At 41.6% G+C, this 25,452-nt stretch carries 18 protein-coding genes; 8 read left to right on the top strand and 10 right to left on the bottom strand.

Annotated elements, in window-relative coordinates; all coding sequences use genetic code 11:
* Window positions 1–68 precede the first annotated feature (68 nt).
* Entirely contained in the window at window positions 69–2,237 is a 2,169-nt protein-coding gene (locus tag ACQV1I_RS06230; protein ID WP_094700507.1) for a transcriptional regulator, read from the bottom strand.
* 502 nt (window positions 2,238–2,739) lie between these two features.
* On the opposite strand from ACQV1I_RS06230, the gene ACQV1I_RS06225 reads away from it, so the two are divergent.
* Complete coding sequence (locus ACQV1I_RS06225; RefSeq protein ID WP_094700508.1) at window positions 2,740–4,776, top strand: vWA domain-containing protein; 2,037 nt, start codon at window positions 2,740–2,742, stop codon at window positions 4,774–4,776.
* Here the strand turns inward: ACQV1I_RS06225 and ACQV1I_RS06220 are convergent.
* Together ACQV1I_RS06220 and ACQV1I_RS06215 are read right to left on the bottom strand one after the other, a co-directional pair.
* Entirely contained in the window at window positions 4,773–5,744 is a 972-nt protein-coding gene (locus ACQV1I_RS06220) for a serine/threonine protein kinase (RefSeq protein ID WP_116333117.1), read from the bottom strand. The genes ACQV1I_RS06225 and ACQV1I_RS06220 overlap by 4 nt on opposite strands.
* A 45-nt stretch (window positions 5,745–5,789) precedes the next feature.
* Window positions 5,790–6,152: a thioredoxin family protein gene (locus ACQV1I_RS06215; RefSeq protein ID WP_116333116.1), complete on the bottom strand. Its 363-nt coding sequence runs from the start codon at window positions 6,150–6,152 to the stop codon at window positions 5,790–5,792.
* A 300-nt stretch (window positions 6,153–6,452) separates the two neighbouring features.
* Between ACQV1I_RS06215 and ACQV1I_RS06210 the strand changes: the two genes are divergently transcribed.
* Complete coding sequence (locus ACQV1I_RS06210; protein ID WP_116333115.1) at window positions 6,453–7,829, top strand: hypothetical protein; 1,377 nt, start codon at window positions 6,453–6,455, stop codon at window positions 7,827–7,829.
* Between the two features lie 118 nt (window positions 7,830–7,947).
* On the opposite strand, the gene murJ is transcribed toward ACQV1I_RS06210, so the two are convergent.
* Window positions 7,948–9,474, bottom strand: a complete 1,527-nt coding sequence (gene murJ / locus ACQV1I_RS06205) for a murein biosynthesis integral membrane protein MurJ (RefSeq protein ID WP_018671292.1) — start codon at window positions 9,472–9,474, stop codon at window positions 7,948–7,950.
* A 130-nt stretch (window positions 9,475–9,604) separates the two neighbouring features.
* On the opposite strand from murJ, the gene ACQV1I_RS06200 reads away from it, so the two are divergent.
* The 3 genes from ACQV1I_RS06200 to ACQV1I_RS06190 are packed head-to-tail and all read left to right on the top strand — an operon-like array spanning window position 9,605 to window position 13,372.
* Complete coding sequence (locus tag ACQV1I_RS06200; RefSeq protein ID WP_018671293.1) at window positions 9,605–10,885, top strand: O-antigen ligase family protein; 1,281 nt, start codon at window positions 9,605–9,607, stop codon at window positions 10,883–10,885.
* A gap of 20 nt (window positions 10,886–10,905) precedes the next feature.
* Complete coding sequence (locus ACQV1I_RS06195; RefSeq protein ID WP_116333114.1) at window positions 10,906–12,552, top strand: hypothetical protein; 1,647 nt, start codon at window positions 10,906–10,908, stop codon at window positions 12,550–12,552.
* Window positions 12,539–13,372 (top strand): hypothetical protein, encoded by an 834-nt coding sequence (locus ACQV1I_RS06190; protein WP_116333113.1) that lies wholly within the window; start codon window positions 12,539–12,541, stop codon window positions 13,370–13,372. The genes ACQV1I_RS06195 and ACQV1I_RS06190 overlap by 14 nt, the downstream gene beginning before the upstream one ends.
* Window positions 13,373–13,514: 142 nt before the next feature.
* On the opposite strand, the gene ACQV1I_RS06185 is transcribed toward ACQV1I_RS06190, so the two are convergent.
* Window positions 13,515–15,056: a glycosyltransferase family 4 protein gene (locus ACQV1I_RS06185; RefSeq protein ID WP_116333112.1), complete on the bottom strand. Its 1,542-nt coding sequence runs from the start codon at window positions 15,054–15,056 to the stop codon at window positions 13,515–13,517.
* Window positions 15,057–15,229: 173 nt separating this feature from the next.
* Here ACQV1I_RS06185 and ACQV1I_RS06180 point away from each other — a divergent pair, with 173 nt between their 5' ends.
* Entirely contained in the window at window positions 15,230–16,372 is a 1,143-nt protein-coding gene (locus ACQV1I_RS06180) for a glycosyltransferase (protein ID WP_094700515.1), read from the top strand.
* A gap of 193 nt (window positions 16,373–16,565) precedes the next feature.
* Complete coding sequence (locus ACQV1I_RS06175) at window positions 16,566–17,393, top strand: M55 family metallopeptidase (protein WP_094700516.1); 828 nt, start codon at window positions 16,566–16,568, stop codon at window positions 17,391–17,393.
* Window positions 17,394–17,504: 111 nt separating this feature from the next.
* Here ACQV1I_RS06175 and ACQV1I_RS06170 read toward each other — a convergent pair whose 3' ends face one another.
* From ACQV1I_RS06170 to ACQV1I_RS06160, 3 genes are all read right to left on the bottom strand, one after another.
* Window positions 17,505–18,803 (bottom strand): nucleotide sugar dehydrogenase, encoded by a 1,299-nt coding sequence (locus ACQV1I_RS06170; protein WP_094700517.1) that lies wholly within the window; start codon window positions 18,801–18,803, stop codon window positions 17,505–17,507.
* 296 nt (window positions 18,804–19,099) lie between these two features.
* Window positions 19,100–19,510 (bottom strand): DUF350 domain-containing protein, encoded by a 411-nt coding sequence (locus ACQV1I_RS06165; protein ID WP_094700518.1) that lies wholly within the window; start codon window positions 19,508–19,510, stop codon window positions 19,100–19,102.
* Between the two features lie 18 nt (window positions 19,511–19,528).
* Window positions 19,529–21,886 (bottom strand): endonuclease MutS2, encoded by a 2,358-nt coding sequence (locus ACQV1I_RS06160; RefSeq protein WP_018671301.1) that lies wholly within the window; start codon window positions 21,884–21,886, stop codon window positions 19,529–19,531.
* A gap of 202 nt (window positions 21,887–22,088) precedes the next feature.
* Between ACQV1I_RS06160 and ACQV1I_RS06155 the strand changes: the two genes are divergently transcribed.
* On the top strand, window positions 22,089–22,442 hold the full coding sequence (locus ACQV1I_RS06155; protein ID WP_018671302.1) for a phage holin family protein: 354 nt from the start codon (window positions 22,089–22,091) through the stop codon (window positions 22,440–22,442).
* Window positions 22,443–22,612: 170 nt separating this feature from the next.
* Here the strand turns inward: ACQV1I_RS06155 and zapA are convergent, their stop codons facing one another.
* Both zapA and pheT read right to left on the bottom strand, forming a co-directional pair.
* Window positions 22,613–22,903 carry a cell division protein ZapA gene (zapA, locus tag ACQV1I_RS06150; protein ID WP_003335012.1) on the bottom strand — a complete coding sequence of 97 codons (291 nt, stop codon included), beginning with the start codon at window positions 22,901–22,903 and terminating at the stop codon, window positions 22,613–22,615.
* Between the two features lie 96 nt (window positions 22,904–22,999).
* Window positions 23,000–25,441 (bottom strand): phenylalanine--tRNA ligase subunit beta, encoded by a 2,442-nt coding sequence (gene pheT / locus ACQV1I_RS06145; RefSeq protein ID WP_116333111.1) that lies wholly within the window; start codon window positions 25,439–25,441, stop codon window positions 23,000–23,002.
* Window positions 25,442–25,452: the final 11 nt, after the last annotated feature.

Genomic DNA, 25,452 nt, shown 5'->3' with positions numbered 1-25,452 from the left:
ACGCTGAGATTTATGTATAGAGGCAATCTTTTGTAAGACGGCCTCTACCATACGTTTTAGAAAGGACATCACGATTTCACAGGAGTTGTGCCCTTGGTAATCATCACTTCAAGGTTCTTCACGTTTCCGTTAAAGACCAAATCGATGTGGCACAAATTACTCTTATCATCGATGATGTAGCTAATATCATCTCCATCCTGAACGATGGAATTGACGTACCCGCGTCCACTCATCCATTTGCTCTTTTGGCTGCTTGGATTGTTACTGAAGAATTTCACGATATTTTCGTGTTTGAAATCGCCAGTTTGGAAACGAAGAATACGCTCGATATACGTACTCACGAGAGTTTTATAAATAGGATCAAAACCATCTTCGGCCAAAGCAAGACTTCTTGCTTTATAAACCGTAATGCGTTTAATATCCCTTTCTTGAAGCTGTGCATTCTCTGATGAGAAGACAAAGCCGAAATTTTTACGGTTAATTGAATCTTTAATGTTGTTAGTAAAACCTGAAATTTCTTTCGCCATCGTAGTGACTGCGCGTAAGCTGTTATCTCCAGCTTCAATATCAAAGCGTACGCCTGGATACTCTTTGTTGATATTTTTAAATAGTTCGCGCATGTAATCAGGGCATTGATAAGATGCCACCACACCTGCTGCCACGTAAGAAGAGCCAATATAGACTCCTTCAATCCAGAGCTTTAAGATGTCTTCTTTTTCTTTGGAAAGCTGTGCACCTGAATCAGTTTGCAGCATTCGACTATCAATGACTACCCCAGACTTATCCTTCGGAATGACTGTGAAATTAGGTACACAAGGTACCGCGAATTCACTGTAATCCTTACGAATAAGCGGATTACACTTGTCGATATATTTATCAATACCGGCTGTAGCCATGCTATTAAAGGTGGTCTCTTCTCCTGTTTCAAAGCTGAAGAAGACTTGTAGCTTGTATTCCTTCACCACATTTAGAAGCATCGAAAGTGATTCCAGAGTATTCCCGTCCTGCTTTACAACTTTCTCGTTTCCTTTGAAACGCTCGCGGCTTACTTTTACTCTGCCAGCAGTCTCTAATTCAACGGACGGTACAATACCGAACCAGATGGTATCTGTAAAGTCATTTTTGGAGTTAACTGTGTTCAGATAGGTTTCTAGGCGTGGAATATTGCTACTCTTAACCAACATATCTAGCTTTGTGTTCGTAATGAGAAGAGTAGGTACCATTCCTTTGTTCTTGGTAGCATATTGATCAAAGAACATTTTCACACCAAGAATCTTCTCTACAAGCGGTTTTACCGTTTTGACAAAGTCGTCTTTTGCGTTTTTGTAGAATTCAAGATATGTATTATAGTTTTGAATCTCTGTCTCAATATCCACTTCCGTCTGAACAGCTGGTAGTGGGCAGAAGGTACGTACTACTAAGTCTCTTACGTAAGAAGAAGGTGTCTCTGTAATAGATTCATAATCCTCTTCAAAAACCGTTACTAAACCAGTGCCGCTAGTATCGTCTAATAGCATAAGCTCATTGCTATCGTTTTTTGGAGCCTCGATGATCTTTAATTCTCCGCTCTCCCCGATGGTAAGCATCCCGATTTGTATCGCCTCGGATTTATTCTCCTCAGAAGAAGCGCCTAATAAGAGTCTCGTTTTAATATCCTCGATCGCTAGAGGTAGCATCGCCATAACATTGTTATAGTTTTGACTTGCCTCTTCAAACATGCTATTGAGCTTGTCACCCATATCAAGTTTCTTTGGATCGCCATCATCTAATTTGTCGTATTCGTTATACATGTAATGAATCTCTTTGCGAACCTGTCTAATATCATCCATGACCTTTTTCGGAGAGATCATATCTAACAAATTTTCGAACTTAAAATCTACATTGGTAATCCCCTGACTACGTTTCGTATCAATCAAGGTAAACAACATTTTCAGAAAATCATTATGTTGATTAACCTTGATTTCCGTGATGCAGTCCTCTGCGATTGATTCCGGTTTTTTAAGTGTGTACATCACTTTTTGATTCGCTGCATTGTAAAACGAGTAAACAGTCGGTTCGAACTTGTCCAAAAATTCGTCAAAATTTTTAACAAGAAGATGCTGATTGATTTCTTTTACTTTCTCATCACTTAGACTATCTATGCCTTTAACATCGCCTACAATTGTGACGAGATCCAGTTTCTCTGGATTTATTTCTTCAAAAAGCATCGTTCGGTTGGTTTGATAAATAATGTCCATAATCTGCCCCTTTCTATGTTTCGCTGAGGTATTTACAAAAAGAAGACCTACATGTGAATAATGGCACGTGCATAAAAAGTCATAATTACAAGGGATATTCAGTTCCAAATAATCCCGGATTAATCTAACTTAAATGCTAAATTAACCCATTTTTTACCAGATTAATCTATTAATTTTCCAGATTAATCTATTTTTTTACCATAATTCCCCTATCACCTTTCGCAATTTATATTAATCAACTATTTTCGTCACTGTCAATCATTTAAAAAAATCAGGACTTTATGCCTTTATTTTCCGTTTTCAAAAAATTTAAATTGGTACTTATTTCCTTAACCCCTTATTTTTCGTTGCGAAAATCAATTATTTCTACCTTTTTTTGGTTCCATTTTCCTGTTTTCTATTTTTTCTATTCACTTTTAGGACATTGTGACCGATTCTTATTTTAAGATCATATCTTGAAAAGCTTGAAAAGGATGTGTAAAAAGTCAAGATGAGGAAATCCATGCGTAATTCCACCATGTATCTTGCCATATGCGCTTTGCTTTTAGGGATCGCCTTCTCTTGCCTGCTAGAAGCTCCCCAAGCCTTAGCCAAGGCTGATCCTAATCGGGGTAATGATGCCATGTTTGTATTGGATGCCAGTTATTCCATGAGGGATACGGATAAAGAAGGCATAGCAGCAGAAGTAGTTAAGCTATTTATGGATATGAGCAATGCAGATCGAACAAGGGTAGGTTTTGTCGCCTATAATCACAAAATTGTCAAAACAAAGCCTTTAACAACAATCTCAGTGAAAGATAAAAAGACTGAGATAAAAAAAGCTTTGTCCTCTTTACCACGTTCAGGTTACACAGATCTCGGACTCGGTCTATTAACAGGTACAGATCTCTTAGCCAAACGTACGGAGAGTGGAAATCGACCTTTCTTACTTCTGCTGTCAGATGGGGGCACCGATTTTGGCCCTATGTCCAAAGGGAGAAGTGTAGCAGATTCAAACAGAGATGTTGAAAAAGCCATTAAGCAAGCCAAAGCAAAGGGCTTCCCCATTTATACAATTGGACTAAACCAAGATGGATCGGTTAATCAAGCAGAGTTAAAGCGGATTGCAACCGAAACAGGCGGTACTTCATTCATTACCGATAGTGCCGAGGATTTACCTGAAATTTTTAATAAGATTTTTGCAAAACAAATTCAATCTACACTGATCTCTGTTGCTGCCGTTACTGCGACTGGAGCCCTTCAAGAGGTATCCCTGTCCATTCCTAACGGGAGCATGAACGAGGCCAATATTATTCTGTTATCTGAGCACCCCGTCAAAGAAGCGCAATTATTCTCCCAAGCAAAAAATATCCAATTTACAGAATCAAATAAATACTCCCTCTTAAAAGTGGCACAACCACCAAAAGGGAACGTAACTCTGAAATTCCGCGGTACACCCGGTAACCTGGTAAAAATTAATTTATTAGGTACCTACAATCTGGATATACAAGCCCCAGTGCTATCCAATCAAACACAAAAAGGGCAGGCTACAAGCATCGTTGCCCACCTTATCGATTCTCAAAGCAAAAAATTTACTGATCAAGATGTCAGTCAAACCTTAAAGGCTGAGTTCATAACTGTCCATTTAGCAACAAAACAAGAACAACGAACTCCAATGAATTTAGTTGGGGATGAGTGGAAACTGGAGCATGTCTTCAAACAGTCAGGGGACTATACGTGGAAAATTAGAATGGAAGGGCCAGACTTTTATCGAGAAACCTCTGTAGAAAAGCTACATGTTGGGAATCTTGCGCCACAAGCTACAGCACAGCGCACAATTTCGATTTCCAAAGAGTCAGGGGAATCAGGGATTGATCTGGGCAAATATTTTACGGATGCTAATCAGGATACACTTACGTATAAAATCATAACTGCTCCTGATGAATCAGTATCAAGCTTATCCATTCAAGATCAAACGTTACATATTACGCCACTTACAACTGGAACAACCACTCTGACAATCACGGCTATTGATCCAGATGGTGAACAGGCTACATCGGAATTATCCCTGATCATTACATCAGTCTGGGACAAATATCTAGTAATCGGTGGCATCTTGTTAGCTACCGCTCTTATTGGTGGAATCATTTATCTTATCGTTCGTCCGAAACCTATGCTATCTGGAAAATTGGAAGGATATTTTTTACAAACTGCTAGTGGTAATGATATTCCTGTTACCTACTGGCCACTCAGCTCTTTTCCTCAACGCAGGATAACGCTTCAGGAGTTATTTAGAAGTCTCAATGTAAATGAGCCGTTGCCAGAAGCAGCATACATTGTGTTTGAAGCAGGTAAAAATGGGACGCTATTGGTAAAAAACAATTCCAATTGCATATTAGTACGCGGTACCACACTACTTCGTATCAACAAAAAAGAAATCCTCACCTATAATGATAAATTGTACATTACATTTGAGGATGAAATCACAGAGATCGAACTTCGGTACAAAGCCGTTAAAGTGAGTTCCCACCTTTATTCGGACGTACCTACCAACCATTAATGTAGTTTTTGAGAGGATGAAGTAGAAGCGGCTGTTTTTTGCTTTGATGCAGGAAGCAGCCTCTCTCTACTTTTCCAAATAAACGCTTCTGCATACAGAGCATGCTTGAACCATTTTAACGTAGGGCATCTCTTGTCAGCCTGAACAGCTAATCCCCAGCGAATGACACGTGCCAACATGGGAGTCACGATAGAAGAAGGCAGATGTATTCCATCAAAACGATGCTCAAATAAGCGCTGAGTAACATCCGTAGGAGCACTCCTATTAATATAGAAGAAAAGCGTCGCCGCAAAGCTGTATAAATCAGAGCGTGCGTCTTGTTTTGCTTTCTCTGAATAAAATTCCAAGGGAGAGTAGCCTGCTGTGGTTACAATCGTTTGTTTATCTCCTTTTCCTTCTTGGCTCATCAGAATAGCTGAGCCAAAATCGATCAAGATAGGAGTCCCAGATGGGCTGATGATAATATTGCTAGGTTTAATATCCCGATGAATAACGCCTTCTTTATGTAGATGGTCGAGGGCATTAGCCAGCGGTAGCCATGTCTTTTCTATAACTTCCGCTGTATATAGCTGCTCCGTCTCCTGTATATAACGATCCAGTGTCATCCCTTCACAGTAATTCATTACTAAATAGGCTGTACCATTCTCCTCAAAAAAGTCCACATATGATACAAAATTAGGGTGATTCAATCCTTTGATAATGTCTGCTTCTCGAAGAAATGCCTTCATCAAATCGTTATATTTATCCTGTAAAGAAGGCAGCCGACAAAAAACCGTCTTATTATCAAGATCACGCAAGGCAAGTGCTCTCGGAAAAAACTCTTTTATAATACGTGTATGTTTACTGCCAAGTTGACGTGCGGTATACACGATTGACAGTTCGCTTTGCGAAATCATTTTTTTAATCTGGTAATGTCCACGGAGGCGTATTCTTTTAGGCAATCCCTTCTCTTTGGTACCTGACTTCACGACCTTACCTCTCTCTTCATTTTTCACTTTAACTTTTACTTTATCTTATTCTATCATAACTTTGGCTTGCAGGAGCGCCTCACTCAGTTCTTGCATTTGAATAAATCTAACTTGGCGATATATTTCTTTACCATAGGCAAATACAAGTATGGTAGGTCCAGAAAATGTCAAAAATCTCCCTGACAGTTCAGGAAGCTTATCAATAGATGCTTTTATTACATGAAAGCATCCTAGTACATCCGACTGGAACTGATCAATATTCGACGGTTGATCGTTTGATTGCCAGATATGTAGCTTTTGTTCAACAGCCTCACAAACACCGCAATTCTTAGATGTAAGGAGGACGAGACAGAGCGGAAATGTTTGTAGCTCCTGCTCAACCTCTTCAAATGTCACGCATTCTTTCATCGTAAGTATGCCTCCTAAGAATAGTAAGTTGATGTATGTGTCATATGTAATGTATAAATATTAGGAAATATGGTATAAGCATTCATCTACCTATGCTCGTCTCTTCCAGTCCTCTTTTGATTAATTTGTGTATAAACCAGTATACAGGATTATAGGATGCTATGCATCGCCCTTGCTACTCTCACGGCGTTCAGTCTTGTTTATATTTTATCAGCCTCTACAAATAGCCACTTCCTACATTGACGTGTGAAAATAATCACCTAGAATAAAGAAGAAGGTTTCTTTAGAAGGAGGGTTCCTATGAAATGGAAAATAATCATTCCTATCGCCATTTTACTTATAGTTGTTGCTGGCTTTCTCATTTTTAATCAACAACGCACGGCTGTGTTCAAAAATCCAGAAACAGTCGTCAAGCAGTTTCAGCAGGCGGTAGAACAAAAGCAAGTGGATATCTTTTTACAAGTGACTACTGTTCCAACTGGTGTCAAAGCCGTGTTAACTGATAAAAATGCAGTTGGAATCATTGAGAGTTTATCCCAACATACAGAAACCTGGAAAACATACGTAAACTCTCTTACCGAACAAGCTGCGAGCTACCAAACTAATCCCACTTATAAGCCAGAGACTCTAGACGATGCTGAATCAGCAAATTCTATACTGGTATTAAAAAAGGAAGGTAGCTTATACAAGGTACAGGTACGTCCAATCTATATGCAATTAATTGGACCAAAAGGAACCAAACTAGCAACAGGAGAGCAAGGCGTAGAAATTGCTCCACAGACCCAACCAGCTCAGTCTGAAAAACAACAAAATAAGGATATGACGGCTGAACAAGATAACAAAGCTACTTTCAAAGTAGGCCCCTTTTTCCCAGGAGAACATTTTATGAATGGAAGTCTGCCTACCATGCTCGGTACAGTGAGTACCGAAATCAAATTTGATGTTGGTTATGGTCGTTCTCCACAAGTCATAGTGAATTTCCCTGTTCGTGACGTTAAAGTTTACACCAATGTTAATAAGGCTACATTATTCCATAACGGTCAAGCTATACCCGTCACCTTTGAAAAAAGCTTTACTGGCTACGACGCCTTAATCACAAACGCACCCAAAAAGGCTCTAGAATTTACGGTCAAAGCTTCTACACCGCTAGGCGAGGTAAGTAAGACGGGGACATTAGGAGAGCAAGATACATTCATTGATTTGCCAATCCAAATCTCTGAAGCAGGAAGTATAGAGGATGATATCTCCGCTTTCTTTACAAATTATAATAAAGCATGGCTGCAATATGCCAAGACTAAAACGAGCGTTGATCCTCTCCTCCCTTATCTCTCGCCAAATGGCGATGAGAAAAAGAGTTACGAACGTGAAGTAGAGCAATTTAAAACTACACCAGACATATTGAAGCAAGTCTTTGTAGGTGAATTACTTCACTTAGAAATTGATTTTGGTTCTTTAGAAATGGTAGATGATACCCATTTAAAAGTAATGGTAAGAGAAGTTTATCAGGATAAATGGAAGAATCTTGGCACCAAACAAATAAACGAGCATGGTCAAGATGAACAATGCTGGGAGTATGAGCTACACAAGACAAACGACAAGTGGCAGCTAGCATCTACTCGTGCCGAATCGCTGTCCCGCTTTGGTCTGAATCGAGATCAAGTGAAGATAATAAAATAGACAAAACGTTATAGAAATAAAGAAAAGGCACTCACCGTGTACGATACAGTGAATGCCTTTTCTCTTATTATGAAGAAACCTTTTCTCGGGCTAATCGTCATTTGATAGAGGGTGCCTCTTACTTTTTCAGAAAGCGTCCCGCTACCTTGCCCACAATATCCTTCACAAGCGGTTCGCGCAGAATTAACAATGTTGTAAAGTAAATGACTGTAGATACGGTACCGCCTACCAGTAAATCTATAAGCCTGCCCGATTCCAGCATCAGAACCCGAAGAATCAAGGCGAAAACAGACATTACAGCGCAGGCAATCAAAACCTTTGCTACCGTCAATAAGAAATCCCAAGTAAGAAGCTGGCCAATGGAGCGCCATAGTAACAAAAACAGTAGAATAGACTGTACCATTGCTGATACAGAAGCACTTAATGCTACACCGCCATGCTCTAAAAGCGGGGTAAATATTTTGGCAGTCAACAAGTAAACCCCGATTCCTATCACTCCTACAATCACAGGTGTGCGAGTGTTTTCTAAAGCATAAAAGGCACGTGTAATCAAATCGCGAGCCGCTAAGAAATAAAGACCCATGCCATAGAAGATAAGGCCAAAAGCAGTCCAGGATAACGCTTCTTCATTAAAAGCACCCGATTGGCGAACAAACAGGATGCTAATCAAATTTTCGCCGTATAAAATGAAACCGATTGTCACTGGAAACAACAAAATCAATAAATAAGACAAGCCTTTTTCTAATGTAGCTTTCATTAAATGCATTTCTTTACGCTTTACGTAATTGGCTAAGAGTGGAAACAAAGGTAATGTAAATGCCCCAACAAAGATAGCCATCGGAAGCTGAGCAATCTGATTAGCATAAGAAAGGGCTGCTACTTTTCCATCCCCAAGCCCCGTAGTTAGTCCACGTTCCAGAAAGGTGGTGGTTTGCGAGATTACGGAACCAATGAGGATCGGAACAACCCGTTCACCCATACTGCGCAATTCAGCATCCTGACGATATTGCAGGTTAAACCGTTGACTATAGCCATATTTGCGCATGGCTGGCCACATCACGACTAGAGCAGCTACGTAACCAAGGGTGGTAGCTATTGACAAGCCATCGACTCCAACAATTGGTACCAGGGCAACCATGGCAAGGATAACAATAACACTATTCGCCACCGTACCTAATGTAGATGTAAAGAAATGATGATGTGCATTTAAGACGCTTGCCCATAACCCAGCCAGACCAATAAAGAAAACAGACGGCCACATCAGCTGTAATTGCCGAATGGTCAGTGCCGCTTTTTCACCGCTCACTCCATACATCAGAGCGATCTGAGGAGAGAGAAAATAACCCGCCACGGTCAGAGCAAAAAAGCTGAAGGTTATTAGCGCCAGCATTTTATGGTAGAGAATAGAAGCCTTCTGCAACTGATTCTCTTCTAGTATTCCTCGCATGGTAGGGATCAGGACAGCATTGATTGCTCCTGGAATAATCATGAACAAGGTCATGGGAATTGTTAGGGCAAGAAAGTAGGCATCCGCCTCCATTCCTGTTCCATACAAATGTGAAACATAGAGTGTGCGAATAAAGCCTAGCATGCGTCCTATTAATGTAATTACTACTATCATGGATGCGGTTTTTAGTAAATTCACAGCTCGTAATCTCCTAATTCTTGCGCGCTACTTATCTGTTAGTTAACAACGCTAGATTTCTTTTCCTTGCTACCCTATCTTATGATTCATTATAATGGTAGGGTCGAACATATGTGTAGGGGGACTTCGCTTGAAAACGAATCTAAAAAAGTTGGTTATGAATCCAACCAACTGGATTTACTTATTACTCACCTATCCTATCATTGATTACGCAATGCGTAAATTTATCCCGATTGGATTTATTGTTTCTTTGTGGGATGAAGGCGTTCTTACTGTCCTCCTTCTGTTTACCTTTGCTGCGTATGCAAAAGGCCACCGCACCATGCCTGGCATTAAGCATGCGTTCCTTGCCTTTTTGATATTTGGCCTGGGACTTATGTTTATGGATATGACGAATTTTAATGCTAGCGTGGAAGGTTTTCGAGCTATATTCCAATATATGGTTGCATTATTAATCGGCTTCTATTTAATTGAGTCGAAAGAACAAATGCAGAGTTTCTTGAAAGCCTTCACCTTAGTCGGTCTATTCGTAGCCTTGATTGGCGTAATGCAGGTTGTACTTGGAGTGGAAGTAAACAGCTCGTGGACAGGAGAAAACGAATCAATGAAGAGACGTGCATTCTCCATTGTAACAAGCCCAAACGTTTTGGGTAGCTACATGATCTTTACCGTTCCCATTGCAATAAGTCTATTTTTGCAAGGGATAACCAAAAAACAAAAGCTTCTTTGGGGGCTGACATCCCTGATTATGCTGGTTTGTCTTATTGCGACAGGCTCGCGTGGAGCTTGGTTCGCTCTACTAGCCGTATTAGTTATTGGCTCTGTTTTTGTGAACCGGAAAGTTTTCTTATCTATTGTAGCTGTATCCATTCTAGGCGGCGTTGTTTTGTTGGCTGTACCAGAAACAACTCCTGTCATCGGTAAGGTACAAAACCGTATTACCACCCTGTTTACTGAGGACTATTGGGAAAAGAGTAGCCAAAGCGGTCGCGTAGCACGTTGGACGAATGCTTACCACCGTATGCGACTAGAACCATTATTTGGCGCTGGTCCTGGTCATTGGGGTGGAGCAGTAGGTTCCCGTTATTTTGGAACTATCTATACTGACAGCTACATGTTTAAAACATTGGCTGAAACAGGGATCATTGGTTTAACCCTATTGATTACCATGATGCTTGCCATTGTTAAATATGCGGCTCAGGCTACCCTGCGCTGGAAAAACTCGCCGTATTTCTATACCGGCTTGGGATTATTCTGCGGTTTTCTGGCAGTGTTCTTCCATAACTTTGTGGAAAACATCTTTGAAGTGCCGTTTATGTCTACCTTCTTCTGGCTATTAGGCGGAATGGTAGCGGCGCTAGCCACTCTTGACTTCCGGTACGCCAACCGCAAAATTGGCTCCAGATCATAAACGAGAAAAAGGTGAATTGTATGCGACAGCTGTTTAGGCTGCAAACCTTATACTGGGCAGTTTATGCCTTTGCCCTGTTTATCGCTTATAACTTGGTGGTCAAGGTCGCTTTTATTGATCTATCATGGATTGCATTCGTGATCTTTGTGCCACTACTTATTGGGACGTACTTCCTCATTCATAAAAAGGAACGTCGTCAGGTGATTATTTTTACAATTGGTTTTTTACTGTTAGATAAAGCATTAACAACATTAGATGATCGTATCATGGTCAAATATGTAATAGGCGCAATTGGAGCGATTATTGCCATTGCCTTACTGGTTAAGTTTTACGGTAAAGTAAAGTGGAACGCCGTGTTTGCACTTGTTGCAGTAGCTTGCTTGACTAATTTCACCTATGCGCGCGATAATCTGGCAGCAATTAATCATTTTGTGTTAAAAGCAGAAACAGACCGTTTGTATAAAGGGGAATGGGTCGATTACTTCCCCATCACCTTGTATGACATCGACGGTGATGGAACAATGGAAATTCTGACGTATGGTAACGCAGATGAAGTTGCGGATGTAGAGGAAGATAAAATTCCGGAAACACCGGAAGAAAAAAAGGCAACTGCTGAAAAGCTTCTTTATCTAAAAAATGAGCCTCTGTCCCTTTACGTTTTAAAATGGAAAGACGGCAAGCTTGTGCGTTTAAAACAAGATCAATTTACGCCGCAACAGTGGAAAAAAGCTTTGGCACAAATGCCAACGGACTATCCTGGTTTCCCCTATTACATGCAACAAGGGGATCAATTAGTTCCTACCGTACAGCGCCAAAGCTATACAGAAGCAATGATGCAATCGGGTACAGCACCATTCCGCGCACTATTGCTTGATCTAGCACAGGTTGATAAAAAGCTGACCGATCAAGATGGTTATACGTATGAAACGAATCATTTTAATAAGCTAACCAAATTCCATGATGTAGAAATTAAAAATGGATTTTTGACTGGCTCCTATGGTCAAATCTCGTTCCAGTACAAGACGCGTGGTACCAAGATTTTAGACACTATGCGCCTTCCTGGTGGAGAAGAGGGACTTCTTGTACTGGATGAAGATCTAGCTGTGATTACAGTGAAACCTGATGCAACTGTGGAAGAAAGCTATCGTTTAAATCGTAAATCCCTAAAGGGTGGACTTGCGATGAGCGATATTATGGTAGCAGACATCGACCATGATAATCAGGATGAGCTGTTGATTGGCGGTGTTCCTTCTTACATCTTACGCCCAACCGCTGACGGTAATTGGGATATGTTATTTGCAAGTAACGAAAAAGACACAAGCTTCCGCTTAACCAATTATGCAAGCATAGGTAAGAATGAACACGCAGAACTGATTGCCCAAGCCAAAAGCTGGGTGAGCAGTTTCGATCGTCGTTATCTCTCCGGCTTTGACTATACGCAGGATGGGCTTAAGCAGAATTGGAAGATTTATCTACCATTAATTAAAATGCAAGTTGGAGATATTGACGGAGACCAAGAGAACGAGTTGGTTGCTACGATGTACGATAACCATCGTATCTTAGTATTCAAACGCCACCAATTCCCTGTCTTTCCAATCGCTGTTGGCATCACTATCGCACTGTTTGTTTTTGGTATCGTGAGGAGGGTTCGCTATGCTTCAAAATAAAGGAAAATGGTTACTTGCAGGCATAACTGCTCTCTCTCTCCTCTCCGGTTGTACGTATGAATCTGCTCCAAAAGAGTTTGTGAAGATAGAAGATACGGCTCCTGCTGGCATTGCCCCTGCTGAAAATCCTGCTGCCGTTTTACGTGCTGCTTTGGAAAAGGGAAAATCTTCTTTTGAGATGATGAAAAACGGTGTCCAAACAGAGGTCGATCCTAGTAAATACTGGTTTAGCGGCTATGTGAAAAATCGAATGATGTCACGTGAAACGACAAGTATGTTTGATGGTATCGTGGAAGGCCCAGATGCTTATCAAGTGACCGGTCGCATCGCTCGTCAGGAATTTGTATACTACCGTAAAGGTGACAAACGCTATATTTTTAAGGGCGGAAACTGGATTACAGCACGTGAGGAACCAATTCCTATCGATGTATTTCGCGGTTATGAAGCATGGTTACCTTTCTTAGACAAAGCAGTGCAGATGCCTGATGAAAAAGTGATTAGTACGGAGACAATTCCGTATCAAATCAAAATTACCGGTAAAGAATGGGTAGAAAAGGCTGATAGCAATCTTTTTGCACCCTTTAAGGAACACTTACAAGATCGTCCCGATATGAACGAAATTTTAGCTAACACCACCATTAAAATGACCGTGGGTATTGGTAAAGATGATGGATTGATTCATAGCTATCAAACATGGATTATCCTGCCGATCCCAGGTGGTGGCTACATGGATCAGGAAGTTAAGTTCACTTTCTTTAAATATGGGGAAAACATTCAAATGAAAGACCCAGAAGAAGTGAAGAAATATTTACTTGATTAATTTGTAGTATGGGCTCGCAAAAGTAAAAAAACTCTCTATTGATTGTCAGCTAATGACCGATAGAGAGTTTTTTTGCATTTATTCGGAGCCAACACAAAAAGCGTGCGAGTGTATAACACTCAAACACGCTTCTACTGTTCGTTTATTCTTGCATAAGATCTGCCTTCTTACCTTCCCTACTACCACCTACTAGCTCATTCATTAGGTGTGCCAGTTGACCTGCCTGTTCACGTCGTTCGTACAACTTAACACGTTCATAGAAGCTCTCATCGCGTTCTGTGTGTGACCCGTTCTCCTTCTGCTGTTTCCATGCCTGATACAGATGTAGATAAGCTTGCTTCATCGCATCCTTATCAGTAGGGTTGGCTACCTCGCCTAAACCAAAGCGCTGGATGATCTCTGTTGCCTCTCCAGGCATGTTTAAGGCTAAAATAGGTTTACCTACCCCCATGTATTCATAAAGCTTACCAGGGATGTAGGCTCCCGCATCAGGAGTCACGTCTCCGATCATCAACAAGGCATCTGCACCACTCATCAAGCCTAGTGCTTCTTTATGAGGAAGATTACCAAGCACTCGCACTGCATTCTGCAAACCAAGCTGCTCTACACAATCTCGATTTTCTGAATAGCCCGGATAGTCAAAGACACCCGCAAATGAAAGACATATCTCCTGTTGATCAACCAAGCCTTCATCAATTAGTTCCTTGATAGCACTCAGTAATAATCGCGGATTGCGTTTCTGATATAAAATGCCTGCATAAGCTGCATGAAAACGATCAGGTACCGTATGTGCAGGAGTCAGCTTTGCAAAATCTGCTTTGTCAAAGCCATTATAGATTAGCTCCATTCGGTTTGCGGTAGCTGGATATTTAATCTGAAAGTTTTTAGCAAACGTAGCAGTCACTGTTGTAATAACATCAGCTTGCTTCATTACTTTCGCTTCCATCCGCTCCTCCAGACGCTCTCTCCAAGCAATACCTGATCGATGCATATTTTGAGTCCATGGATCTCGGAAGTCTGCAATCCATTTACAACCGAACTCTGCTGCTAACTTACGAGCAACAAGGTGGTTTGTTACAGGCCCTGATGTAGAGAAGATAACATCAATACGATGCTTGCTCATGATTTCACGTCCTACCTTCAATGCCTCAGGATACCACAATATTTGATCATCCGGGATGAGCAGGTACGGCTTTATTTTTTTGGCTGTTTGAAATAATGTGTTCTTTAGACGTGCAACCAAGGAGGGCTGAGCGATTACCTCAGTCACTTGACGTGAACTTGCTACAACATTCTCGGCGTTTGTAGCAGACTTCTTGTTTTCAGCTTCACCCTTTTCTCCTACATGATCAGGAGTTGAATCTGACCCATTATCTCTTGTCGTTTGACTACTGGAGGCCTGCTTATCATCAGCTTGCTTACCAGACGATACTTGTGTATCTTTTGTAGGTTTACGGAATTTTGCAGTCATCTCCTTTGCTCGATGAATTTGCACATCTGCAGGAACATCTGCCAGTAAGCTGGGGTCAAGGGTAGCATGGTAGCTCGGGTCCGCGGTAAGCACGTGCACACCCCATCCGAATTCCCCTAGATATTTAGCCATTTTAAGCGGGCGTGGAACACCACCGCCTCCAATTGGTGGAAATATATACGAAAGTATTAATACATTATGTCGCTTATCCATATCTATTTTCCTCATCCTTATTCACGTTTCTAACCCAGTTATTCACTTGCTTAACTAGAACAAATCCACAAAAAAATGTCACGTTTACCATACCATAAGTACGGTCATATTGCGAATCACGGCTTCATCTGGTATATTTGAAATGGTCTGTTGGAAAGGTTCGGGTGGATTACATGAAAAGCAAACTACGTGTCCTCCACGTAATCGGCGGTGGAGAATTTGGTGGAGCTGAACAGCATATTCTCAATCTGCTTACTTCTTTTTCTAAGAAGCAAGTAGATGCAGCCGTCGTATGCTTTTACGATGCATTATTTGCGAGAAAATTGCGTGAAGCTGGTATCAAAGTGACAACATTACATACATATGGACGCTTCGATTTCCGTATTTTGCAGGGATTAAAGCAGGAAATTATCGCTATGAATCCAGATATTGTGCATACACATGGAGTTAAAGCTAACTTTATGGGAAGATTGGCGACTCGTTCGTTGGACTGCGCGACATTTACCACAGTCCATAGTAATTTAAAATATGATTATGTGAGTCCACTAGCTTCTTTTGGGGCAACTTTAATGGAAAAACAAACACGCCGCTGGACTGATCACTTTATTACTGTGAGTCAGGCACTCCAAACGGTCTTAATAGAAGATGGCATTCCAAAAGAAAAAACAAGTGTAATTTTTAATGGAATGGATGTTACCCCTTTCCGTGTAGAAAATAAAGCAGAAGTGCGTGCCATGCTACGTGAAGAGTGGGAACTCCCTCCCGATGCTTTTGTATTTGGAAACGTCGGACGTATCGTGCAAATCAAGGGGCTTCCTTATTTACTTCAAGCTTTTGCTCAGGTCTTAGCTAGCACGCAAAACCATCCTAACCTTTATCTAGCAATAATCGGGGATGGTGTAGAGCGCCCAGCTCTTGAAGATCAAGCACGTCAGCTTGGAATTGCTGAGCGAATTCGCTTCGTTGGCTTCCGTACCGATGTTCCTCGTTGTCTTCAAGCGTTAGATATGTATGTGCATGCTGCGTTGTATGAAGGATTAGGTTATACGATCGTTGAAGGAATGGCTGCTTTTCTACCTGTAATAGCTACAGATGTAGGGGGCGTAGGAGAATTTGTCATTTCAGAAGAAACTGGGTTGTTGGTCCCACCAGCCGAAGCAGGTCAATTAGCAAAAGCTATGCTCAGACTCTGGCAGGATAAAGACCTTCAGCTACGCTTGGTCACAAACAGTACTGAAATGATCGACCGTGATTTTACGATTGACCAAATGGCTGAACAAACGATTCAGCTTTACGAACAAAAACGAAAACCTTAACTTATATATGGGTATCAATTATCTATACTGACTTGGAAATAGCCTAAGCGTTCATGCTTATACCCATAATCAATATGTACAAAAACGACTTTCTCCGCTTTCATCTAAGTGAGCAAAGTCGTTTTTTCTTTGTTTGATTGTCTGAATCCTTGTACAATAGTAGTGGAACTACATAGAAAGGTTGTGCGTAATCGTGAAAGTATTTATATCCTGCGATATGGAAGGAATTTCGGGTATTACCGATCCTACTTATATTAACCCCGAAACAGGTAGTAATTATCAAAGAGGTCGTTCCTATATGACTGGTGATGTGAATGCTGTCATTGAAGGGGCAATAGCGGCTGGCGCTACTGAAATCCTGGTAGCAGATAGCCACGAAAATCTTAATAACATTCATTTGGAAGATTTGCATCCGAAAGCTCGCCTGCTTCGTGGAACCCCACGCGATCACTCTATGATGCATGGGCTGGATGAAACATATGATGCCGTTTTTTTAATCGGCTACCATACCCGTCACGGCGTTCCAGGGGTTCTTAGCCATACCATGTCCCGTGTAATTAAGAATATGTATATAAATGATCGAGTTGTTGGCGAATTTGGTTTTAATGCTATCTATGCAGGTTTATATGGTGTACCAGTCTGCTTGGTATCCGGTGACAATCTCATTGCAGAGGAAGCACGTGAGCTCATTCCTGGCATCCAGACAGCAATCGTTAAATATGCGACGTCTCGCACTTCTGCAATCTGCCTTTCGCTACAAGAAAGCCGCGAAATTCTTCAAGAGCAAGCAGGCCTAGCTTTGCAGCATTGTAAGGAGATCGTACCACTCACTACAGAACTGCCACTTGAATTAAAGATAGAGTTCTCTCATTACGGTCAAGCTGAGATGGCCGCTATCGTGCCAGAAACAAAGATCATTCCTAATACAACTGAAGTTACATACTACGCAAAGAATCAGTCTGATATGTATAAAACCATGCGTGCAATGATGAATTTGGCTAGTTCAGTGCCGTTCTGTTAACACCATGCACATGCACAAAGACAAAAAACGTCCTGCTTCCCTCCATCATTTTGGCTGGGGACAGGACGTTTTCATTTATGCTTTTTTCCTTATTTACAATCTATCTACATTCTAAATCCGCTTCACTTTCACTTGCTCATCAAGTGTACGCGGAATACGATTTTTCAAATCTAATACGACCGGAGATGACGCCATTTTCCCAGTAACTTCAGCCCAATTAAGTTCGGTGAACTCCTGTTGCATCGCAGCTAACACCAAAGCATCAGCGCCTGATACAACAGCTTCTAAGCTGTCTTTTTTATGATCATATGGGGTATGAACAGCAGGATCGTAAGAGGTAACTTCTACCCCTTTCGCGAGCAATAGCTCAATAAAATCGTGCACGGGACTGATGCGATCATCATTGGAAAAATCCTTCATCGCTAAACCAAACACAGCTACCTTACTGTCAGCCAAACGTTTACCCACAGATTGTAGTGTCTGCTCCAGCATGTTTACCAGCACAGTAGGAATGCCATCGTTGATCTTACGTGCAGTAGTCAAAAGTGGTAAGTCAACGTGTAACTCCTTCGCTTTTGGTGCCAAGTAATACAGCGCATTTGGCAAACAGTAACCACCTACACCAGGACCAGGTGTTAATAAATTGACGCGAGTATGCGTGTTAGCAACCTTGATTAATTCAAAAACATCGATATCTGCTGCTTCCGCAAATCTCGCAAATTCTTGAACCATCGCAATATTTACGTCACGCTGAATGTTCTCAATAACCTTAGAGGCCTCCACTACACGAATATCTGTAATCGTGATCTCTGTCTCACTAATAAAGGAAAGCAATTCTTTTCCTTTGGCAGCACTCGCCTCGTTAATACCGCCTAACGCTAGAGGCATATGAATAAACTCTTCAAAAGCCCGTCCTTCTGCAATACGTTCAGAGCAGTAGCTTAGATAGAAGTCCTCGCCTGCCTTCATACCGCTCGCTTCTTCAAGGAATGGCTTCACGACTTCTTCCGTTGTACCAGGAATAACGGTACTGCGAATCATGACGTGATCACCTTTTTTAAGTTGGCTTCCTAATGATTGAGCAGCGCTTTTCAAATATTGCAACTCAGGATCACCATTTTTAACAGGGATACCCACTGTTACGATATAATGATCAACCTGCTGTTTTGCTTCCTCATAGGAAGTGGTGGCATGAAAACGACCTGCCTCCACCTGTTCTTTTAAAATTTCTGGCAATGTTTTGCCTTTATATGCTTCCAGATGGTGAGATTTTCCTTCATTTGTTTCCTTCACAAGTTGTTCAGAAACATCGATTCCGACTACTTTTGCACCTTTCATCGCGTAGGTTAATGCGAGTGGCAAACCTACAAAACCAAGGCCTACAACTGCGACACGAATAGGATGTGTCATAATAATCTCCTCTTTCCTTTGTTTCTCCACGTATATATGCTACGTATGTAGTAACTACGATAGATAGTAAATTCCTAACCCCAGAAAAACAAGGCCGCAAATAAACAACGCTTTGTACAGTTTATCCAAATTGCTGCCCCCTCACTATGAGAGATTCTTTCTACCCTTCTCAAAGCCATATTATACCCTGCCAAACGTAAAAAGGACAGCCATTCACAAAAATTGCCGTCCTGATCACGCTTTGAATTATCTTCATGAATTTCTTACCTGTCCATTTTTACATGTAAGAATTGCACTTACACCACCAAACTAGCTCCAATGATGTATGAAAAACCGATGGATAGAAACATGGAAATCAGCCCGATTGCGCGGTTATCCTGCTCGATTTCATGATCGATTTTTAGACTTGGCGTCATGAATTCAAAGATAAAGTAGGCAAGTAGCATCAATAGAAATCCGTAGCTAGCATGTAGTAGGGACGCCCCTAGCTTTTCATGCTGCTGAATGGAAAATCGGAAAATATTAGCAATACCAAATATCTTCCCCCCTGTTGCCATTGCTACAGCAAGATTTCCCTTTTTTAATTCGATCCAGACCCGGTACTTTGTAACCAATTCAAAAATAGAGATAAACAGGATCATTGCAAGACCTGTCACAGCAAAATAGGTAGCCGTGGCTAGATACGTATTTTGAAATAAGATCGCCATAAGAGGCTCTCCTCCCCGCTATTTCAATTCTACAATGGTAGCGCCCACGCCACCCTCGCCTTGACCACCTAGACGGAACGACTTCACGCTACGATGGCGGCGCAAAAATTCATGCACACCTTTGCGCAAAACCCCTGTACCATTCCCATGAATAATGGATACCTTATGGAAGCCTGACAATACTGCATCATCCAGATAACGATCTATTTCTTGAATGCTATCCTCTACATTATAGCCGCGTAGATCCAGATCTAATTTAACGCTATGAGCTTCTCTCTTAATGGTCGTGTACTGCACTGGTTTCTTCGGCTGTACTGATTCCTTCACCACATGCATATCATCTTTTTTGACTTTCATTTTAATAATTCCAAGCTGAACTAAATACTCAGAGCTAGATACCTTATCCAAGACGGTTCCCTTTTGTCCAAAGCTATCTACCATTACTTCGTCACCGATCTTGATCTGAGTAGCACGAACTGCTTTGGCTGGTTTTTTCACCTTTTCCTTTTCCAGCTCTAACACAGCATTTCCTAACCGCTGTTTGGCATCAATTAGACGGTGTTCTTTAAAATCAACACCTTCTTTACGCATTTGACGCAACTCACGAATGATTTCTTCTGCTTCGTCACGGGCTAATTGCACAGCGATGCGTGCCTCTTCTTCCGCTTTTTCTAACAATCGATTTTTTGTCTCAGCGAATTGACGGCGCTCCTCGTCTAATTGCTGACGTAATTCTTCCGCTTGTTTGCGGATATTCTCAGCGTCTTCGCGTTCTTTTTCTGCTGTCTTCTTGTTGGATTCCAAGGAGGCAATCATTTTCTCAACCTGATTCTCCTCTTTAGACACAGAGCGGCGAGCCTGATCGATGATTTGCTCGTTTAAGCCAAGACGCGCTGCAATTGCAAATGCATTAGAACGCCCCGGAACTCCAACCAGCAGTCGATAGGTTGGACGTAGCGTCTGTACATCGAACTCTACACTGGCGTTAACTACTTCTGGCGTATCGTATGCATAGGCTTTTAACTCACTATAGTGCGTAGTAGCTACTAGTCTAGCCCCTTTGTCTAACACATAATCCAAAATGGACATTGCAAGCGCTGCACCCTCTGTAGGGTCCGTACCTGCTCCTAATTCGTCAAACAGCACCAGACTCTTTTCATCCATTTGATCTAATATGCGAATGATGTTAGTTAAATGACTAGAAAATGTCGATAAACTCTGCTCAATGGATTGTTCATCACCAATATCTGCAAAAATAGATGAAAATATCGCCATCTCAGTTTCTTCTTGTGCTGGTATATGAAGGCCTGCCATCGTCATTAAGGATAATAAGCCCAATGTTTTGATGGATACAGTCTTACCGCCAGTATTAGGACCAGTGACTACAATACCTGAATACTCTTTACCTAATTCTACATCTAGTGGTACGACTACCTTTGGATCAATCAGCGGATGACGTCCCTTTTTAAGTAAAATATAGCCTTCTTCATTTAATTTCGGGCTGATGGCTTTCATGCTGTATGCTAATTGCGCTTTTGCAAAGATAAAATCAAGCTCAGCTAGAACGGAAAGGTTCTCCAATAACATATCCACATGATCCGCTACTAGTACGGTTAACGTATAAAGAATGCGTTCTACTTCATGCTCTTCTTTTAATCTAGCCTCACGTAGCTTATTGTTCATCGAAACAATCACTTCCGGTTCAATAAACAACGTGGCACCTGACGCAGATTGATCGTGTACAATACCGCCAAAATGCGAACGATATTCCTGTTTTACTGGAATAACAAAGCGGTCTCCACGTATTGTTACAATGTTTTCCATCAACATTTTTTGTGTAGAGGAAGAACGGGTCATCTGGTCAAGCTTTTCGCGAATTCGTGCTTCAGAGCTTCTAATCTCCTGACGAATCTGACGCAATTCAAGGCTAGCGCTATCCACTACTTCACCGTTATCATCAATACAGCGCTTTATTTCAGTTTCTAATTCACGTAGCCCTTCAATTCTATCTACCAAGCTTTGCAATATGGAAAGCTCATGTTCCTCAGAAATATCATTAATAAACTGTTTAAGACGACGTCCCGCATGCAAAGTAGTAGCAATATCAAGAAGTTCCAGTGGTGCTAAGATCGAGTTCAGCCGAGCACGTTGGATCGGTCCACGGATATTGCGAATACCGCCCAAAGGCACGCTTCCTTTGACACGTAATACCGTGCTTGCTTCCTCTGTTTGTCTTTGTGCATGACGAACAACATCTATATGATTAAAAGGCTCAAGTGACTCAGCCAGTTCTCGTCCGAGTTCTGATGTGGTTTTCTCCATCAGCATGGCGATGATTTTGTTAAATTCCAGTGTTCGTAAAATCCTTCGCTCCACGTATGCTGCCCCCTTCTTATCTAATCATTTTATTATACCATGTAGTGCTATTAAATTTACAAAAACCATTTCATGAAAAATCAATGCCTATTTGGATAAGTTGCCCATTGAAATAATTACATGCTATTTGTTTTACATACTTTATTTCCTGATAAGCCAAAATGAAAACGTACACCTACCCTACTACAAGGAGGACTCGTTTATGAGTTTCATGCGTCACGTTATTCGTTTTATCGTTGCCGCAATTGTTCTGATGTTCGTCGGCTTCCTAGTACCGGGCTTTGCCGTAAACGGTTTTTGGACTGCCCTGATTGCAGCAGTTGTTATTGCCCTCATTGGTTGGGGTGTCGAAAGCATTTTTGGTGATAAAATCTCTCCCTATAATCGTGGGATTGTCGGTTTCGTCGTAAGTGCTATCGTCATTTACCTAACACAATTTTTGGTACCAGGCTTCCGCGTTACTGTACTTGGCGCCTTACTTGCTTCCTTGGTCATTGGGATTATTGACTTGTTTATCCCAATGAAAAGTAAAATGGATATGCGCAACGGAGACTAAAGTAGCTTGCGTTAAGCGATACCTGCTAGGAATACAACACATACTCGCATGTATTCATTAAGTGCAAAACAGACTGCCTATGGCGGTCTTTTTGCTGATGCTCTCGTTTCCTACGGTATATGAAAGGGCTGTTGAGATAATTTCTCAACAGCCCTGTAACCCCATACGGTCTATGTTGTATGTTTATCATTTGAAGGCATTTTACTGGCATCTTCTTGCAACAGTCTGAGCAACTCCTCATACTCCTGCCGCAACCGGAAATACTCGTCAGCAATGTTTACCGAGCTTAGTACAGCAATTTTAGCCGTATCTAGCCGAAAGTTCCCCTGCGCGATTTCTTTCATTTTATCGTCAACATATCTGGCTACCATCCGCATATGGCTACTACTAGCCTTTCCGCTCAGGCGATACTGCTGACCATAGATTTCGACTGACAAACGATTTTTCCCATCTTCCTGCACGGAGTCTTCCTCCTTGAAATAGCCCGACTATACGCTCATTACTACTAGGTTACTGAAAATGACTGTATTCGTCAAGGAATTTGATGGAGGTATTTACTAGGAGCGTAATTCTGCTCCTACCTTAGTTAATGCTTCAATAACTTTTCCTGTTATCTCTTGCACTTCTTCATCCTGCAAGGTTCTCTCTGGATGACGATATACAATGGAGTACGCTACACTCTTTTTATCAGAGGCAATGCGCTCTCCCATATAAATATCAAACAAGGTAACCGACTCAAGCAATTCACCTGACTCTTCACGAATGATTGCTTCTAACTGTGCCACCGGCAAGTTACGTTCTACCACTAACGCTAGGTCACGAGTTATAGCAGGGAATTTCGGCAATGGTTTGTAATCAGTGAGATCGGCCGCAAAGCTGAACAAATGCTGTAGATCAAATTGGAATACATAGGTTTCATCTAAATCATGATCCTTCTCCGTCTTAGGATGAAGCTGTCCTACATAACCAATCACTTCACCCTCAACCATTACATCAGCTGTACGTCCAGGATGCATTCCTTTGCGATTTTTATTTGCAGTATAGGTTACGGCAAGTGAGTTTATTCCCAAACGGCTAAACAAGGATTCAACCAAGCCTTTCACCGTGTAAAAATCAACAGGAGCTTTTACGCCCATCCAATTTACGGGCATCCATTGACCTGTCACAAGACCACCTAGATACAATCGTTGTTCTGGTTGTTCTGTCAGCTCTTCTTGTTCGGATAAGAAAACATGACCTAATTCAAAGAAAGCTAAATCTTGGTTTTGTCTATTCTTGTTATACGTAGCCGTCTCTACAAGGCTTGCTAGCAAATTCGTACGTAATACACTATGCTCTTCGCTAATTGGCATAGCTAGTGGCACAGGATGCAACTTGCGTTCGTCTTGTAATCCGCTAAATTGTGCCAGCTTATCAGGGTGTAATAATGCATAAGAGATGGTTTCAGATAACCCTGTTCCGATTAGGTGATGACGCGTAATGCGGCGCAATTGTTGTTCTTTAGTTAACTTACCTTGGATTGATTCTCCACCTGGTAGTGTTACCGGGATACGATCATATCCATAGAGGCGTGCTACTTCTTCAATTAGGTCCTCAGATAGTGTAATGTCGCCACGACGAGTAGGAACCGTCACTGTGAACAATGCTCCATCTGCCTGTTCTGTCTGGTCAAATGTAAACTGTAAGCGAGTAAAGATATCTGCCACTTGTTCCTTTGTAATACTAGTCCCTAGATGCTCATTAATTTTTGTAAGTGAGACTGGAACCACAGCAGGTTGGTTTACTGTGATGGTTTGTTCAGCTACCCCTTTAGATACCTTGGCATGAGCTAGCTTTTGAATTAAGTGTGCAGCGCGATCAGATGCTACAGAGATACGGGATTGATCAACACCCTTTTCCCACCGAACACATCCTTCTGTACGCAAATTCAACATTTTAGACGTGCGACGGATAGAAGCCGGCGTGAAGTAAGCAGATTCTAAAATGATCTCCTTCGTATTATCGACGATCTCAGAGTTAGCTCCCCCCATTACTCCAGCGATGCCCAAGCCTTTTTCTTTGTCAGCAATTACTAACGCTTCTGGATCGAGAGCACGTTCTTGATCATCTAGCGTAGTCAGTTTTTCATTTTCTTGTGCCAAGCGAACAATAATTTGTTGATCTGCTACTTCTTTTGAATCAAAAGCATGCAGCGGTTGTCCGTATTCTAATAAGACATAGTTGGTGATATCTACCACATTATTAATTGGACGTGTTCCAGCCGCCATCAGACGATTCTTCATCCATTGTGGTGCACTTGTGATCACCGCATCAGTAAAGTGTCTACCTACGTACTGATAACAATGCTCGCTAGCTTCAATCGCAACCGTAACAGGATTTGCTTCTCCATCCTCCGTTACCGATGTATCTGGTAATTTAACCTCACGTCCATAAAGCGCTGCTACCTCATAAGCCACTCCTAGCATGCTTAAACAGTCGGAACGATTCGGAGTCAAGCCCAACTCCAACACGTAATCATTTAATCCCAAATACTCAGTCGCATCCGCACCCAGCTCTGCGTCTTCTGGTAAAACGAGAATACCTTCTTGCTGGTCCTTTGGAAGTAATTTATCGTTTAATCCTAGTTCTTTCGCCGAACAGATCATCCCTTGAGATTCTACACCGCGAAGCTTGGATTTTTTAATTTTAAAGTTCTCAGGTAACACAGCACCGATCATTGCTACTGGAACTTTTTGTCCTTGTGCCACATTTTGAGCACCACAAACGATTTGTAATAGCTCCTCTTGACCTACATCTACCTTTAATACGCTTAGACGGTCTGCATCTGGATGCTTTTCACGTTCCTGAACATAACCGATGACAACACCTGTTACGCCTTTGTTTAGAGATTCGACACCCTCTACCTCGATCCCACTGCGAGTCATTTTTTCCGCTAAATCCTGTGGTGTTATATCTGTTAAATTAACATATTCTTTTAACCATTGATATGATACTTTCATTGCTTACATAA

The organism is Brevibacillus sp. JB24b (assembly GCF_051713385.1).
Taxonomy (GTDB): domain Bacteria; phylum Bacillota; class Bacilli; order Brevibacillales; family Brevibacillaceae; genus Brevibacillus_B; species Brevibacillus_B laterosporus.
Note: the sequence above shows the minus strand (reverse complement) of the source record. Positions and strands in the feature narration are given on the sequence as shown.

What these genes read in the sequence shown, in the direction of transcription:
- ACQV1I_RS06165 (WP_094700518.1), bottom strand. Translation starts at nt 19,510, where the DNA reads ATGGCGATCTTATTTCAAAATACGTATCTAGCCACGGCTACCTATTTT.
- ACQV1I_RS06225 (WP_094700508.1), top strand. Translation starts at nt 2,740, where the DNA reads ATGCGTAATTCCACCATGTATCTTGCCATATGCGCTTTGCTTTTAGGG.
- ACQV1I_RS06190 (WP_116333113.1), top strand. Translation starts at nt 12,539, where the DNA reads ATGCTTCAAAATAAAGGAAAATGGTTACTTGCAGGCATAACTGCTCTC.
- ACQV1I_RS06170 (WP_094700517.1), bottom strand. Translation starts at nt 18,803, where the DNA reads ATGACACATCCTATTCGTGTCGCAGTTGTAGGCCTTGGTTTTGTAGGT.
- ACQV1I_RS06210 (WP_116333115.1), top strand. Translation starts at nt 6,453, where the DNA reads ATGAAATGGAAAATAATCATTCCTATCGCCATTTTACTTATAGTTGTT.
- ACQV1I_RS06180 (WP_094700515.1), top strand. Translation starts at nt 15,230, where the DNA reads ATGAAAAGCAAACTACGTGTCCTCCACGTAATCGGCGGTGGAGAATTT.
- ACQV1I_RS06215 (WP_116333116.1), bottom strand. Translation starts at nt 6,152, where the DNA reads ATGAAAGAATGCGTGACATTTGAAGAGGTTGAGCAGGAGCTACAAACA.
- ACQV1I_RS06185 (WP_116333112.1), bottom strand. Translation starts at nt 15,056, where the DNA reads ATGGATAAGCGACATAATGTATTAATACTTTCGTATATATTTCCACCA.
- ACQV1I_RS06195 (WP_116333114.1), top strand. Translation starts at nt 10,906, where the DNA reads ATGCGACAGCTGTTTAGGCTGCAAACCTTATACTGGGCAGTTTATGCC.
- ACQV1I_RS06230 (WP_094700507.1), bottom strand. Translation starts at nt 2,237, where the DNA reads ATGGACATTATTTATCAAACCAACCGAACGATGCTTTTTGAAGAAATA.
- ACQV1I_RS06155 (WP_018671302.1), top strand. Translation starts at nt 22,089, where the DNA reads ATGAGTTTCATGCGTCACGTTATTCGTTTTATCGTTGCCGCAATTGTT.
- pheT (WP_116333111.1), bottom strand. Translation starts at nt 25,441, where the DNA reads ATGAAAGTATCATATCAATGGTTAAAAGAATATGTTAATTTAACAGAT.